The organism is Frondihabitans sp. OV104 (genome assembly GCF_057787745.1).
On the sequence record NZ_CM173541.1, the window covers coordinates 438,904 to 453,700 of the forward strand.

The 14,797-nt window shown below is 69.3% G+C and carries 14 protein-coding genes; 8 read left to right on the forward strand and 6 right to left on the reverse strand.

Annotated features, from left to right (window positions below; genetic code table 11):
- The first annotated feature begins 76 nt into the window (after positions 1-76).
- The 3 genes from AC3CBB_RS02125 to AC3CBB_RS02135 all read left to right on the forward strand — a co-directional run bounded on the left by AC3CBB_RS02125 (position 77) and on the right by AC3CBB_RS02135 (position 2,643).
- A complete protein-coding gene (locus AC3CBB_RS02125; RefSeq protein WP_199738258.1) occupies positions 77-895 on the forward strand; it encodes an SDR family oxidoreductase in 819 nt (272 codons plus the stop codon).
- 39 nt (positions 896-934) lie between these two features.
- A complete protein-coding gene (locus AC3CBB_RS02130; protein ID WP_488625805.1) occupies positions 935-1,858 on the forward strand; it encodes an oxygenase MpaB family protein in 924 nt (307 codons plus the stop codon).
- A gap of 356 nt (positions 1,859-2,214) precedes the next feature.
- Positions 2,215-2,643 (forward strand): BLUF domain-containing protein, encoded by a 429-nt coding sequence (locus tag AC3CBB_RS02135; protein WP_488625806.1) that lies wholly within the window; start codon positions 2,215-2,217, stop codon positions 2,641-2,643.
- A 63-nt stretch (positions 2,644-2,706) separates the two neighbouring features.
- Here AC3CBB_RS02135 and AC3CBB_RS02140 read toward each other — a convergent pair whose 3' ends face one another.
- Positions 2,707-3,501 (reverse strand): phosphatase PAP2 family protein, encoded by a 795-nt coding sequence (locus AC3CBB_RS02140; RefSeq protein WP_488625807.1) that lies wholly within the window; start codon positions 3,499-3,501, stop codon positions 2,707-2,709.
- A 44-nt stretch (positions 3,502-3,545) separates the two neighbouring features.
- The gene (locus AC3CBB_RS02145) at positions 3,546-4,151 is read right to left on the reverse strand and encodes a class I SAM-dependent methyltransferase (RefSeq protein ID WP_488625808.1); all 606 of its coding nucleotides are present in this window, start codon (positions 4,149-4,151) and stop codon (positions 3,546-3,548) included.
- A 38-nt stretch (positions 4,152-4,189) separates the two neighbouring features.
- Here AC3CBB_RS02145 and AC3CBB_RS02150 point away from each other — a divergent pair, with 38 nt between their 5' ends.
- From AC3CBB_RS02150 to AC3CBB_RS02160, 3 genes are all read left to right on the forward strand, one after another.
- Positions 4,190-4,906: an HAD family hydrolase gene (locus AC3CBB_RS02150; RefSeq protein WP_488625809.1), complete on the forward strand. Its 717-nt coding sequence runs from the start codon at positions 4,190-4,192 to the stop codon at positions 4,904-4,906.
- 172 nt (positions 4,907-5,078) lie between these two features.
- Positions 5,079-5,705, forward strand: a complete 627-nt coding sequence (locus AC3CBB_RS02155) for a DUF2510 domain-containing protein (RefSeq protein WP_488625810.1) — start codon at positions 5,079-5,081, stop codon at positions 5,703-5,705.
- Between the two features lie 131 nt (positions 5,706-5,836).
- Positions 5,837-6,631 carry a CPBP family intramembrane glutamic endopeptidase gene (locus AC3CBB_RS02160; RefSeq protein ID WP_123506129.1) on the forward strand — a complete coding sequence of 265 codons (795 nt, stop codon included), beginning with the start codon at positions 5,837-5,839 and terminating at the stop codon, positions 6,629-6,631.
- A 265-nt stretch (positions 6,632-6,896) separates the two neighbouring features.
- Here the strand turns inward: AC3CBB_RS02160 and AC3CBB_RS02165 are convergent, their stop codons facing one another.
- The 4 genes from AC3CBB_RS02165 to AC3CBB_RS02180 form a co-directional block, all read right to left on the reverse strand.
- Positions 6,897-8,615 (reverse strand): long-chain-fatty-acid--CoA ligase, encoded by a 1,719-nt coding sequence (locus tag AC3CBB_RS02165; protein ID WP_488625811.1) that lies wholly within the window; start codon positions 8,613-8,615, stop codon positions 6,897-6,899.
- 29 nt (positions 8,616-8,644) lie between these two features.
- Positions 8,645-9,202 carry a TIGR03086 family metal-binding protein gene (locus AC3CBB_RS02170; protein ID WP_488625812.1) on the reverse strand — a complete coding sequence of 186 codons (558 nt, stop codon included), beginning with the start codon at positions 9,200-9,202 and terminating at the stop codon, positions 8,645-8,647.
- Between the two features lie 149 nt (positions 9,203-9,351).
- Positions 9,352-9,912, reverse strand: a complete 561-nt coding sequence (locus AC3CBB_RS02175; RefSeq protein ID WP_123506126.1) for a YceI family protein — start codon at positions 9,910-9,912, stop codon at positions 9,352-9,354.
- 140 nt (positions 9,913-10,052) lie between these two features.
- Positions 10,053-11,057, reverse strand: coding sequence for an aldo/keto reductase family protein (locus AC3CBB_RS02180; protein ID WP_123506125.1), 1,005 nt, complete (start codon positions 11,055-11,057; stop codon positions 10,053-10,055).
- A gap of 234 nt (positions 11,058-11,291) precedes the next feature.
- Here AC3CBB_RS02180 and AC3CBB_RS02185 point away from each other — a divergent pair, with 234 nt between their 5' ends.
- Entirely contained in the window at positions 11,292-12,803 is a 1,512-nt protein-coding gene (locus AC3CBB_RS02185; RefSeq protein WP_488625813.1) for a glycosyltransferase family 2 protein, read from the forward strand.
- Positions 12,800-14,785 (forward strand): ArnT family glycosyltransferase, encoded by a 1,986-nt coding sequence (locus tag AC3CBB_RS02190; protein ID WP_488625814.1) that lies wholly within the window; start codon positions 12,800-12,802, stop codon positions 14,783-14,785. Before AC3CBB_RS02185 ends, AC3CBB_RS02190 begins: the two co-directional genes overlap by 4 nt.
- The last annotated feature ends 12 nt before the right edge of the window (positions 14,786-14,797 follow it).

Sequence of the window (14,797 nt, forward strand, 5' to 3'; positions counted from 1 at the left end):
TCGGAGTGCAAGTTAGCGGAGCAGCGCCCAGCGTGCGGGAGTTGACTGCTCGGAACACCACCCGAGAGGACACATTGTGAGCAAGGTCTGGTTCATCACCGGAGCATCGAAGGGCTTCGGCCGCGAGTGGGCCGAGGCGGCCCTGGAGCGCGGCGACAGGGTCGCAGCGACGGCGCGCAAGATCGACACGCTCGACGAGCTGGTCGAGAAGTTCGGCGAGAACGTGCTGCCGCTGACGCTCGACGTCACCGACCGCGACGCCGACTTCGCAGCCGTCGCGCAGGCGGCCGAGCATTTCGGACGACTCGACGTCGTCATCAACAACGCCGGCTACGGCCACTTCGGAATGATCGAGGAGGTCACCGAGGAGGAGCTCCGCGCCCAGCTCGAGACGAACCTCTTCGGCGCCTTCTGGGTGACGCAGGCGGCTATTCCGATCATGCGCGAGCAGGGGTCGGGCCATGTCATCCAGGTCTCGAGCATCGGCGGCATCAGCGCCTTCCCGACGGTCGGCGCCTACCACGCCTCGAAGTGGGCCCTCGAGGGCTTCTCGCAGTCGCTCTCGCAGGAGGTCGCCGGCTTCGGCATCGACGTCACCCTGATCGAGCCCGGCGGCTTCTCGACCGACTGGTCGGGCCCGTCCGCCTCGCGCAGCGACGAGATCGCCGCCTACGCCGAGGTCCGGGAGGCCGCGTCGAAGCGTCCGTCGGCCGCCGACCCGGGCGACCCGAAGGCCACCCGCACGGCCATCCTGAAGGTCGTCGACGCCGACAAGCCGCCGCTCCGCATCTTCTTCGGCAAGGCACCCCTCGGCATCGCGACCAAGGACTACGAGTCGCGCCTCGCGACGTGGAACGACTGGAACGACGTCTCCGTCGAGGCCCACGGCGACTAGCGGTCGCGTTCTCCCAGGTGGCTGGCATTCACTGAGTGGGTGCCAGCCACCTCGTTCATGAAAGCGGCGACCGAGCCGATCCGGTCCCGCCTGCAGTTCACGTTCAACGGCCAGCGCACCGGTACCCCGCAATGGGTGCAGGATCTCGGCGTCGGCGACGATCCCGGCCTCTTCGGCCCCGGCTCAGCGGTCTGGTCCGTTCACGGCGGAATGTCGACGATCCCCGCCGGTGTCCGCGCCCTCCTCGTGCAGGCCCTCCACCCGGGTGCGCTCGCCGGGGTCCACGACCACTCCCGCTACCGCGAAGACCCGCTCGGCCGCCTGGCGGGCACCATCCGCTGGATCTTCACGGTGTCGTACGGCAGCCGCGCCGACGCCGTGGCCGCCTCGAACTTCGTGCTCAAGATCCACGAGCGCGTCACCGGCTCGTACCACGACCGCCACGGGGTCTCGCACGACTACGCCGCCAACGACCAGGACCTCCTGTCGTGGGTGCACATGGCCTTCGCCGACTCCTTCCTGCAGGCGGCTCTGGCCTGGGGCGAGCCGATCCCCGGCGGGCCGGACGCCTACGTGCGCGAGTGGGCCGTCGCGGGCGAGCTGATGGGGGTGGAGAACCCGCCGCGCTCCGTCGACGAGATGCAGGCGCAGCTGGCCGGGTTCGACGAGCGCGGGGTGCTCGAGCGCAGCGGGCGGACCGACGACGTGGTGAAGTTCCTGCGCCGGCCGCCGCTCTTTCCGGTGCTGCGGGCCGGCTACCCGGTGCTCTTCGACGGCGCCGTGACGACCATCTCGCCACGTTTTCAGGAACTGCTCGGCGTGCGCCCCAACCGCGTGCTGCCCGGCCGTGCCGCGACCGGCGTCGTGCTGAAGGGCATCGGGGAGCTCCTCGGCCCGGAGCCCGTCGCCGCGAAGTACGCGCGGGCTCGGCGTGCGCGGCTCGGCATCGTCGATACGGACTGACGCGCGAGGGTCGTTCAGGTGGCGAGGCGGGGCGGCGTGGGCTCGAATCCGATCCACCCGCACGCCGGACAGACCAGGAGGACCCGGTGCACGGAGAGGGCAGTGCCGTAGAACCGGTTCAGCTCCTTGCGGGTCGTGGCACCGCACGCCGAGCAGGGTCGCGCCGGGGGAGCGGGCTCGCGAGCTGGACCGCGGCTCGAGGTCGGCGGCATGGAACGCTCCGTAACCGGGGACCGTCTGCGATCACCCTGCGACAACTCAATCAACCGCCGGGCGAAACGACACACCCCCGTGCTGGGGCTGTCCCGGGGCACGGCGATCAGGCACGCTGGAGTCTTCGATCCTGGGAGATACGCATGCTGTCACTCGTGTACACGAGCACCGCCGTCGACACCTTCGACGACGACACCCTCGCCACGCTCCTGATGAACAGCCGGTCGAACAACCGGCGCCTCGGCCTCACGGGCTTCCTCCTCTACCGGGACGGCCAGTTCATCCAGGTGCTCGAGGGAGACGACGAGGTCGTCCGCGATCGGCTGCGCGTCATCTCGGCCGACCCCCGCCACACCGACGTGTCGGTCCTGGTGGAAGACGAAGAGGGTGAGCGCCTCTTCCCGTCCTGGTCGATGGGCTACGAGCCCGCCTCGGACGACCTCGCCGACCAGATCCCCGGCTATCGAGCCACCTTCGACGACCTCGCCGACAGCACACCGGGCTTCGGCAATCAGCCGGCGCTGAGGCAGATGCTGCAGTGGTTCCAGATGCGGGCACCGCAGGCGGCTTAGAGCGCTCGCCGGGCAGACGTCGTCGGGCCGGTGATTCGGCGTCGGGCGGGCCGCGCCTGGCCGTCAGCTGTCGCGGTCGGTGCTCGTCAGGAAGAGGCGGTGGCTGGTCACGATCAGCGACAGCCAGCCGGTGCCGGTGGTCCAGCCGACGGCGACGTCGGTGAACCAGTGCGCGCCGAGCAGGACTCGAGAGAGCCCCACGGTGACGGCGGTCGCGGCCGCCGCCCCGATGACGGCCGTCTGGGGTGCGTTGCGCTTCTGGTTCAAGGCGTACAGGTAGGCGACGGTGCCGAGCACCGTCGTGGCGTTCAGCGTGTGGCCCGACGGGAACGACGGCGACTTCTCGTACGGCGCGATCGCGTCGCGGCGGTGCGGGCGGTTGCGGTGGATGATGTTCTTGCCCGCGAGCGTCATCGCCAGCGAGCCGGCTCCGGCTGCCGTCATCAGGATCACCGGTGTCAGCTCGCGTCGTCGCGCGGCCAGCGCGGCGGCTGTGCCGAGCGCGAGGACGGGCATGCCGACGGGGCCGAAACCTCGGGCGATCGCCGCTGCGGCGGCGTTCGCCGCCGGTGACCGCAGGCTCTTCGCCAGCTTCAACGCGGGCCCGTCGAGGCTCTCGATGCCGTTACGGCTGGTGACGCCGTCGTAGATCCAGGACGCGCCGACCGACGCGACGACTGCGACGCCGCCGCCGATCGCCAGCGTCGCGACGAGCGCTCGCCTCGCACCGACGCGGGACGCGAGGCGGTCGTGACGCTCGGCCAGCCGCCTGCCGGTCTTCGTGCGCCAGTCCCGGACGTCGCGGCGGCCGACCTTCCGGTCGTAGCGGTCGTCGTGCGTGGCTGCGTCGGTCGTCATCAGGACAGTGTCCCGCACCCTGTGCGGTGGTGGTCGCTCCTTCGTCAGTCTCGGAGGCGTGCGAGAACGGCGCCGTGCGGCCGCGGGCCCGGGTCGGGCCCGGTTCGCGTGTGCGTCTCGATCACCTCGAACCCGGCGTCGCGCAACTCGATGCCGAGAGCATCGGGAGGCCAGCGGTAGGCCGTCGTGATCGCGTGGTCGAACGCCTCGACCTCGGGCCCGGTGAAGAAGCCCACCAGGAGCGCGCCACCGGGTTGCAGGACTCGGGCGAACTCGCTCAGAGCGCGCCGGATGCTGCGGGGCTCGTGGTGGATCAGCGAGTACCAGGCGAGCACTCCCGCGTAGCTGTCGGGAGCGTCCGGGAGAGCATTGAGAGTGGCGACGACGAAAGGAATGTCGGGGGAGTTCCTGCGAGCATGGTCGATGAACTCGGGCACCTGGTCGACGCCGCGGACCTCGCATCCCTGGTCGGAGAGGTGCGCGGCCCAGTGACCGGGGCCGCATCCCGCGTCGAGGAGGGGTCCGTTCAGCTCGACGGCCCACGACGTCACCAGGTGCGCGTCCGCCCGGTGGACCGCCCTCATCGTGCCCAGCTGCTCGGCGTATTCGACGGCCCGCCGCGAGTAGGAGGCCTGTGCATCTGACACCACAGCGTGATCTTAGGAGCCGGCCCGCCTAGGGTCGGATCATGAGTGGACACGGCGATTCGCCTGCGGACGACGATCGACTCGGCCGCGGAGCGCCTGTCGAGCACGAGCGATCGACCGGCCGGCCCCGCGCCGTCCTCCTCGATTTCCACAACACGACGGCGGTCGTGGGATCGATGGAGAACTGGATCGCCGAGGCGGGGGCGCGCGTGGCGAGCCGCCCCGCGTCGAAGTCGGCGGCCGTGGGGAGGATCCGGACGGTCTGGGGCGATGCGAGAGAGCTCTTCCCGACCCTGGACTGGGATCTCGATGCCGCAGCGCACAGGCACGCTTTCGTCTCGACGGTGACCCGCGGCCAGGCCATACCGCTCGACTTCGCCGAGGCGCTCTACGAGACGATGCCGAATCAATGGGTGCTGAACGACGGGGCACGGGACTTCATCGTCCGGGCGTCCGGTGCAGGGATCCGTCTGGCGATCCTGTCGAACATCGCGCTCGACATCCGCCCCGCGTTGGAGGGCTGGGGGATCGCCTCCGCGCTCGACGCGGTCGTCCTGTCGTACGAGGTCGGCTCTGTGAAGCCCGATCCGCGGATCTTCCAGCTCGCGGCCGATCGGCTCGACAGCGACCCGCGAGATTGCCTGATGATCGGCGACTCCGCTCACGACGACGCCGGCGGCGCGGCCCTGGGGATGCCGTGCCTGATCGCCCGGCCCGATCAGATGTGGAGGGCGTTCGAGCTCGTGTGCCCGAGGTGAGGCCGGTCCTGCGGCCCTGGCCCCGGGAGCGCCAGGTCATCCGGCCCTGCCGAGGGCATGCGGAGTGCAGTCATCGGCTCTGCCGTGAAGGTGCGAGCCGGTATGACCTACAGTGAGCACCGGCGAGGGAGCCCGAATCTTCCTCAGCTATTGAACTCGAAGGGGGAGTGCCATGTCTGATGGATCGCGTCCGGAGGTGGGCCCCGGGTGGTACGCGGATCCTGAAGGGGGTCCTGGCACCCGGTGGTGGGACGGAGTGGTGTGGACGGCTCTGACTGCTCCCGCCGGCGGGCCGCAGGCCGTGGCGATGGCGAACCCGGTGAGACCCGAGCTCGCGCCGGGTGCGCCGATCTACGGGGCGTTGATCTGGGTGATCGTTCTGCTGCCGCTCGTGGTGTGGCCCCTGACCCTGTCGTACCGGCCGAAGTTCCGGATCATCGAGGTCGGGCCGTCCGGCACGCCGACTGTCGATCCGTCGTCGATCTACACGCCGCAATACATCGCCGTGCTCCTGGCCAGCCTTGCCCTGTACGGGGTGAGCGTCCTGCTCGCCGTGGCGGACTATCGGCGGCTGCTCCGAGTGGGCGTCGTGAGGCCGTTCCACTGGGCCTGGAGCTTCCTGTCGTCGCCCGTCTACGTGATCGGCCGGTCGGTGATCGTCCGCCGAGTCGCACCGGGCCGCGGGCTCTGGCCGGTGTGGGTGCTCATCCTCATCGAGGTCGTCGGTCTCGTGCTCAGCTCGATCAGTGCGGTCGGGTACTTCCAGCAGCTGACGGATGCGCTCCAGTCGCAGACCTGAGTCGAGGTCGTCGGTCTCGTGCGAGCCGCTCGGTCATGACCTCGCCTCGACCGGGTCTTGGCAGTGGCTGTGCGCCTGATTAGAGTCGTTTCTGAGCCAAGGCCGGCTCGTTGCGATCAGAGAGCAACGCGATGTCATCGACCGAAGCAGTGGATTCTCCGACCCCACCAGCGGAGAACGACCAGAGATACGGAAAAGCGATAGAGAGGCCTGACGGCCGGGATTTCCCGTTCTACAACGGTGTCCCGTTCGAGCTGGCGACCTGGAAGTGGATCGTCGTCATCCTCGGTTGCGCCGCAGGATTCGCGGTTCTCATCTTCTATCCGGCGACTAGCAACGTGCAGGCGCTGGTCTCGAGATTCCTTTTTCCGGCTGTCCAACTGGCTGTTTTCATTGCCTTCACCCGCCGCCAGTGGTCAAGCATCTTGCGGCGTATCCGCCCCCGCGACTTCGGCCTCATGGTCGTGTTCGCCGTGCTCAACTTCGTCGTGTCGTTCCTGGTCGGGATCATCGTGAAGGCGTTCTTCGGCGCGAACGCCAACCCGGCAGCGGACGGCATCCACAGTGCCGGGGAAGCATTCGCCTTCTACCTCGGAACAGCCGTGCAGATCTTCGGCGAGGAACTGTTCACGATCCTGCCGTTCCTGGCGGTGATGGCGTTCTGCACGAAGGCCGGACTCTCGCGGAAGCACGCGCTCCTCATCGCCTGGTTCGTGACGGCCGCGTGGTTCGGCGCGGCGCACCTGCCGACGTACCAGTGGAACTTCGCGCAGGCGTTCCTCATCATCGGCGTCGCTCGACTCGTCCTGACGCTGGCCTACATCCGGACGAAGAACATCCTCGTCAGCACGGGCGCCCACATCCTCAACGACTGGGCGATCTTCACTGTGGCGCTCCTCGCGGCATCGGCGGCGGCGGCGCGATGAGCGCGACGGCGACGCGAGAGGCCCGCGGATGGCGCGGTACGGTGCCGGTGGCTCCCAGAGGCCTCTCAGCGCGGGCGCGACGCGCCGGTCAGTCGTCGGAGGTGCTGGTCGACGTGGTCTCCTCGTGAGTCGTCGTCGTGGTCTTCTCGGTGGTGCCGTCGCCGTCCGAGGTGTGCGTGGTCGTGGTGGTCTTCTTGTCGTCGGTCATTGGTGCACCGTACTCGGTTCGTGACCATCGTCGTTCCCAGGCAGGCGCGCCGACGGCTCAGGCGCGCCGCGCGATGAGCTCCTCCCGCACCTGCCGGCGCAGCACCTTGCCGATGAGGTTGCGCGGCAGCTCGTCGACGACGAACAGGTGCCGCGGCACCTTGTAGCCGGCGAGGTGCTCACGGAGTGCCGCCCGGGCGGCCGCCTCGTCGAAGCGCGCGCCCGGTTCGAGCACGACGACGGCGGTGACGTCCTCGCCCCCGGCGTCCTTCGGGAGCCCGACCACGGCGGCGTCGAGCACCCCGTCGAGGTTGCGGACGGCGTCCTCGACCTCGGAGGGCGCGACGTTGAAGCCACCGGTGACGATGAGCTCCTTGATTCGGTCGACGATGGTGACGTAGCCGTCGTCGCTCAGGGTGACGATGTCGCCGGTGCGGAACCAGCCGTCGCCGGGCAGCACGGCGGCGGTCTCGTCGGGGCGGCGCCAGTAGCCCTGGAACACCTGCGGTCCCTTGATCATCAGCTCGCCCGGCTCGCCGCACGGCAGCTCGACGGTGATGTCGTCGCGCCGCACGACCTTGATGTCGGTCGACGGGAACGGCAGCCCGACGGTGCCGGGGCGCCGTGTCGGGCCGAGCGGGTTGCCGAGCGCCACCGGCGACGTCTCGGTGAGGCCGAATCCCTCGACGAGGATGCCGCCCGAGACCGCCTCCCACGCCGTGATCGTCGACGCGGGGAGGTTCATCGCGCCCGAGATGGCGACGCGGCACCTGCCGAGACGCGACCCCCGCGAGCCCGCCTCGTCGGCGAGCCTCTGGTAGATCGGCGGCACGGCGGGCAGGAATGTCGGCGGGTGCTTCTTCGCCGCCTTCAGCACGAGATCGACGTCGAACTTCGGGAACAGCACGAGCCGGGCGCCGATGCGCATGGCGAACGTCAGGCACAGCGTCAGCCCGTAGGCGTGGAAGAACGGCAGCACGCCGTAGATCGTCTCCGCGCCGTCTTTCAGCTCAGGCACCCAGGCGCGCCCCTGCTCGACGTTGCTCCGGAGGTTGCGGTGGCTGAGGATGGCGCCCTTCGGCAGACCGGTCGTGCCGCTCGTGTACTGGAGGAGGGCGACGTCGTCGAGCTTCGGCCGTTCGTGCCGCTTGCTGAGACGCCGGCCGCCGACGAGCTGCTCCCACGTCGAGAGGGGCCCGCGGGAGCGCACCGGCCGTGCCGTGGTCAGTGCGGCCCGGGATTCCCTTGCGCGTCGCACGGGGAGCCTCAGCGCCGCCCGGGTGGCTGCCGACATCTCGCGCGTGAGGTCGACGGCGACGACGCGGTCGAAAGCGAGGTCGTTGGGCATGGCGCGGAGGCGGTCGGAGAGCTTGTCCCAGGCGATGGCGACCTTGGCCTCGTGGTCTTCGAACAGGTGCCGCAGCTCGCGGTCGGTGTAGAGCGGGTTGTGCTCGACCACGATGGCCCCGAGCCGCAGCACCGCGTAGAACGCCACGACGTGCTGAGGGCTGTTGGGAAGCAGGATCGCGACCCTGTCGCCACGCCGCACTCCGAGGCGCCGCAGCCCCTCGGCGGCCCGGAGGATGTCGTCGTGCAGCTCGCGGTAGGTGGTCTCGCGCCCGAAGAACTCCAGCGCCACGTGGCCGCGGTACCGGTCGGCCGCCCCGTCGATGAGATCGACGAGGGTGCCGACGACCGGCTCGATGTCGGCGGGCACGCCGTGGGCGTAGTGGGCGAGCCAGGGGCCGTCGGGCGAGCCGGCTTCGTTGTCGGTCATGCGCCCACCTAACCATGGAGGACTGAGGGTCAGCTCGCGTCGCGGCCCGTCAGCGCGAGCAGGCGGACCCGGAGCGATGCGTCGGCTGAGACGGGAACGACCGGCGCGTAGAGGCCGCTCGACGCGAGGGCGTCGGCCTGCGGCTCGAAGACGGTCCACACGGCGTCGACGAGGTCGTCGTCGAGGTCTTCGTTGGTTCCGGTGGCGCGGGAGAGGTCCCAGGTGTGGATCGTGACGTCGCCGACCTGCTCGGCGAGGTACTCCGAGGCGCGGACGGTGTCGTACGAGAGCTGGACGGCTCGGGCCAGGTCGACCGACTTCCAGGCGTCGAGGGCCGCGGGCGCGTACCGGCGCCACTCGGCGGCGAGGTCATCGCCCAGCGGGGCGATCGCGAGCTGCGCCTCGGCGTGCGACTTGCCGGCGAGCAGGAGCGGGACCCACTGCTGGTCCTCGACGACGTGCGCCACGAGGTCGCGGGTCGTCCAGTCGGTGTCGGGGGTAGGGGCGTCCCAGTCGCGGACGGCTGCGATGCGCGCGGCGAACTCGGAGTGCGCGGTGCGGAGGAGGGAGATCCAGTCGGTGTCCACGGGTGTCCTCTCGGGGGTGGGGCGGGATCAGGGACAACTCCGCATGTGCGGAGTGTGTTCCCAGGTGCTGTTCGCTGTCGGCGGATGATCCGAGCTCGGGCACGCGAAAGGGCCCGCGCCGACGGCGCGGGCCCTTCGTGTGCGACTGCTTACGCCGAGGCGAGAACGACCTGGATCTCGAGGTCGAACGAGATGTCGTTTCCGAGCAGCACGCCGCCCTTCTCGAGGTTCTGGTTGAACGAGATGCCGAACTCGGTGCGGTCGATCTTGCCCTTGGCCGAGAAGCCGGCCTTGGTCTGGCCGTAGCCGTCCGTGACGATTCCGCCGAACTCGGCCTTGAGCGTGGTGGGCTTGGTGACGCCCTTCATCGTGAACTCGCCGTCGATGAGGAGGTCGTCGCCGTCTTCCGTGACCTTGGTCGACTTGAAGGTGGCGGTGGGGTGCGACTCGGTCGAGAAGAAGTCGTCGGAGTGCAGGTGGCCGTCGCGGTCGGCGTTGCCGGTCGAGATCGAGGCGATGTCGATGGTGGCCTCGACGGTCGAGTCGACGATCGACTCGCCGGTGGTCAGGGTGACGTCGAACTTCGAGAAGTTGCCCTTGACCTTCGAGATCGCGAGGTGGCGCACCGAGAAGGTGAGCTCGGAGTGCATCGGGTCGATGTTCCAGGTGCCGGCGACGTATCCGGGAATGGTTTCGGTGGTGATGGCCATGGGGGGCTCCAAACGTGTGAGGTGGTCTGAGGTCTCGTCGGTCGGTGTCATGTCACCGACCCACGAATACATGCAATCGTATCTATAGCCGGACTATTCCCGGTGACGCGAAACGGAACAGAGAGAAAAGACGACCCGGTTCAGGCGGGGCGCTGATCGGGCGACACGGTCTTGGCGGGGTCGCGCTCGGCGATCGATCCGACCGCGGCGTCGATCTTCGCGAGGACCTCGGCGGGCAGCTTCACGCCTGCGGCCTTGACGTTGTCGACGACCTGCTCGGGCCGCGAGGCGCCGATGATGGCCGACGCGACGTTGTCGTTCTGCAGCACCCAGGCGATGGCGAGCTGGGCCATCGTCATGCCGAGGTCGGCCGCGATCGGCTCGAGCCCCGCCACGGCGGTCAGCACGTCGTCGTTGAGGAAGCGCTTCATCGCGGAGGCGCCGCCCTTCTCGTCGGTGGCGCGGGAGCCGGCAGGGAGTTCCTGCCCCGGCTTGTACTTGCCCGAGAGGATGCCCTGCGCGACGGGAGACCACACGATCTGGGAGAGGCCGTACTGCTTCGACGCCGGCACGACCTCCGACTCGATGACGCGCCACAGCAGGGAGTACTGCGGCTGGTTCGAGATGAGCTGGATGCCGTGCTTCTGCGCGAGCTCGTGTCCGGCCTGGATCTGGGCCGCGGTCCACTCCGAGACGCCGATGTAGAGGGCCTTGCCCTGGCGGACCACGTCGGCGAACGCCTGCATCGTCTCTTCGAGAGGCGTCTCGGAGTCGTAGCGGTGCGCCTGGTAGAGGTCGACGTAGTCGGTTCCGAGGCGCTTCAGCGACCCGTCGATCGACTCGAGGATGTGCTTGCGGCTGAGTCCGGTGTCGTTGTGGCCGCGAGGTCCGGTCGGCCAGTAGACCTTCGTGAAGATCTCGAGCGACTCGCGGCGCTGGCCGTGGAGAGCGTCGCCCAGGACCTTCTCGGCGGCGGTGTTCGCGTAGGCGTCGGCCGTGTCGAACGTCGAGATGCCGACGTCGAGCGCCGCGCGCACGCAGGCGGTCGCCGCGTCGTTCTCGACCTGCGAGCCGTGGGTGAGCCAGTTGCCGTAGGTGATCTCGGAGATCTTGAGGCCGGAGTTGCCGAGGTATCTGAATTCCATAGGCCCAAACTACGCGCGCGTCGACCCGGGCCGCATGTGAACAGCTCGTGTCCGGTTTCTGGCAATCGCAAGAAAATGCCGTACCCCGACCAAACCCCTGCTCCGTGGCCCCCGAACGAGTCGCATACCCAAGGAGCGTCCCCCGAACAGGTGACGTGGCCCGGGGCCGGGACCCAGACCCGCCCCGCACACCCGAAGCACCACTCACAATCCACCCGAAGGAGAGTGACGCCCGTGTCCTTTGATCCGACACGCCTCACCACCCTCGCGGCAGCCGGCGACCCCGCACCGCTGCTCACCCCGCAGGCCCCTCAGGACGGCTCGTTCGTCCCCAACCGCGGCGCCTCCACCGGCGTCGACCCCTCGGCCGTCGGCTTCCATCTGCCGGCCTGGACCCCTCTCGAGTGGGTCGGCTACTCGGCCATGGTGATCGTGGCGCTCCTGCTGACCGCGGTCGCGGTGTCGACTCTCTGGTGGATGCTCCACGCCTGGCGCTCGAAGGACAACCTGTCGGGCACCGCCTTCAGCGAGAACCCGCTGAAGGCCGAGCACACCTTCACGCTGCTCGTTCCGGGCCGCCACGAGGAGGAGGTCATGGGCCAGACCCTCGACCGCCTCGCGCAGCAGGACCACCAGGGCTTCGAGATCATCGCCATCGTCGGGCACGACGACCCCGGCACCGAGCGGGTCGCCCGCGAGGCCGCCGCTCGGCACCCCGAGCTGATCCGCGTGATCGTCGACGACTCGGTGCCGAAGAACAAGCCGAAGGCGCTCAACCTGGCGCTCCAGACCGCCAAGGGCGAGATCGTCGGCGTGTTCGACGCCGAAGACGAGGTGCACCCGCGCCTGCTCAGCCTGGTCGACTCGAAGTTCACCGAGACCGGCGCCGACGTCGTCCAGGGCGGCGTGCAGCTGATGAACTTCCAGTCGTCGTGGTGGAGCCTCCGCAACGTGCTCGAGTACTACTTCTGGTTCCGCTCGCGCCTCCACTTCCACGCCAAGTCGAAGTTCATCCCGCTCGGCGGCAACACGGTCTTCGTGACCAAGAAGTGGCTCGACTGGTCCGAGGGCTGGGATGCCGGCTGCCTTGCGGAAGACTGCGAGCTCGGCGTGCGCCTCTCGAGCGCTGGCGCCAACGTCGTCGTGGCGTACACGCCCGAGGTCGTCACCCGAGAAGAGACCCCCGGCTCGTTCACGTCGCTCCTCAAGCAGCGCACCCGGTGGAACCAGGGCTTCATGCAGGTGCTCGGGAAGGGCGAGTGGAAGAAGCTCCCCACCTTCCGCCAGCGCTTCTACGCCCGCTACCTGCTGACGATGCCCTTCATCCAGGCGGTCACCGGCCTCCTGATCCCGGTGTCGATCATCCTGATGCTGACCGTGAAGGTGCCCACCGGCGTCGCGCTCATCTCGTTCATCCCGCTCGCGCCGACCCTGGTGCTCCTGGCTGTCGAGATCACCGGACTCGCCGAGTTCGGCCGCACGTACGGCATTAAGGTGCGCGCTCTCGACTACTTCCGCCTGATCTGGGGTCTCATTCCCTACCAGGTGTTCCTCGCCCTCGGAGCCGTCCGCGCGGTCTACCGCCAGCTCCGCGGCCAGAACGGCTGGGAGAAGACCGAGCACACCGGCGCCCACCGCGACGCCGACGTGCCGACCGAGACGGGTGCGACCGTCACGCCCATCGGCGCAGGCCGCACGGCCGAGCCCCAGCCCGCTTATGCCATGGCGTCAGGAGACGAGCGATGACGACGACGCAGGAACGCCCTTCGGTCCGCACCCTCCGCCCCGAGACCCCGCCCGTCGAGGTCCGGCCGCCGTCGCGCGCCGGCGGCTGGCTTCGCCGCCACGCGGCCTCCCTCCTCGTGCTGCTGCCGATCCTGGCGATCGGCGGCGTGGTGCAGCGCCTCAACATGGCGGGCTCCCCGCAGCGGATCGACGACGAGGGCACGTACACCGCCCAGGCGTGGGCGATCGGCCACCTCGGCGAGCTCACGCACTACACGTACTGGTACGACCATCCGCCGCTCGGCTGGATCCAGATCGCCGGCTACACCGGCCTGACGAACGCGTTCGCGCGCTACGACCAGGCGGTCATGGCGGGCCGCGAGGCCATGCTGTTCTTCACGCTCGTGTCGGCGATCCTGATCTGGCTGCTCTCGCGCCGTCTGAAGCTCAGCCGCGCCGCAGCCGGCGTCGCCACCGCCGTGTTCGCGCTGTCGCCCCTCGCCGTGCAGTTCCACCGCACCGTGTACCTCGACAATGTGGCCGTCCCGTGGCTGCTCCTCGCCTTCCTCCTGGCTCTGAGTCGCAAGAACCAGCTCGCGGGCTTCATCGGGTCGGCCTTCGCCTTCGGTGTCGCCGTCCTGACGAAAGAGACGTTCCTCCTCGCCCTGCCGTTCCTGGCCTGGGTCATGATCAGGAACTCCGACCGCTCGACGCGCCGCTACACGCTGGCGACCTCCGGCGCCGTCCTCGCCCTCGTCGGCCTGGCGTACGTCGTGTTCGCGGCCGTCCGCGGCGAGCTCATCCCGGGGCCCGGCCACACCAGCCTGATCTCCGGCCTCAGCTTCCAGCTCGGCACCCGCGACTCGAGCGGCTCGATCCTCGACACCGGCAGCCTGTTCTTCAAGGTCGTCAACCAGTGGTGGATCCTCGACCAGGTCTTCATCGTGATGGGGCTGCTGTCGGCGATCGTCGGCCTGTTCCTCCGTCGCACGCGACCGTTCGCCGTGCTCGTCCTCTTCGCCGTGGCGGTCATGTTCCGCCCGAACAGCTACGTGCCGGTGCCCTACGTCATCATGCTGCTGCCGTTCGGCGCGCTCCTCGTGGCCGCGGTCGGCGACACCGCGGTGAAGGCGTACCGCGCTCGCCGTGCCGGGGCGGTCACGACCTCGCTCACGCGCATCGGCGCGACCGCCTGGCTGGTGGCGTCCGCGGTCGCCATCGCCGCCCTCGTGCCGCTCTGGACCGTGCAGCTGCGAGGCTTCCTGCTCTCCGACCTCGATCAGCCGATGGTGAGCGCCGAGCAGTGGGTCGACGACAACGTGCCGCACGACTCCCGCCTCCTCGTCGACGACTCCATGTGGGTCGACCTCGTGAAGGACGGCTTCGCCCAGGACAACGTCATCTGGTTCTACAAGATCGACACCGACGGCGCCGTCGAGGCCCAGTCGCCCAACGGCTGGCGCGACAGCGACTACCTCGTCACGACCAACTCGGTCCGCACCTCGGCGGCCAACAGCCCCGACGTCCAGGACGCCCTGAAGAACTCCACCGTCGTCGCCTCCTTCGGCGAGGGCACGGAGCAGGTCGACGTGCGCCAGATCCACCCGCAGGGGGAGGCCGCCGCGAAGCAGACGGCCGAGACCGAGAACGCGGCGCAGATCGCAGCCGGCACGGAGATCGCCGCCAACCCGAACTTCACGGGCTCGGACGCGGTCAAGAAGCAGCTCGAAGCCGGCCAGCTCGACTCGCGGGCGCTGGTCGTCCTGAGCGAGCTGCTCGCGACCGGTCCGGTCGACATGAAGACGCTCGTCCCGCTGCCCGGCGAGGAGGGGCTGGACTTCCGCAGCCTCGTCATCACCTCGAGCGGGGCCGGCACGCCGGCCGAGCTCAAGACCTGGCTGACTTCGGTCGGCTCCAAGTACGCCCCGTCGACGGTCACCCAGACCAGCGGCGGCACCACGGTCGTGTTCCCGGCGATCGAACCCTCCGGTCTCCTGGGCTGACCCTCAGCCGCT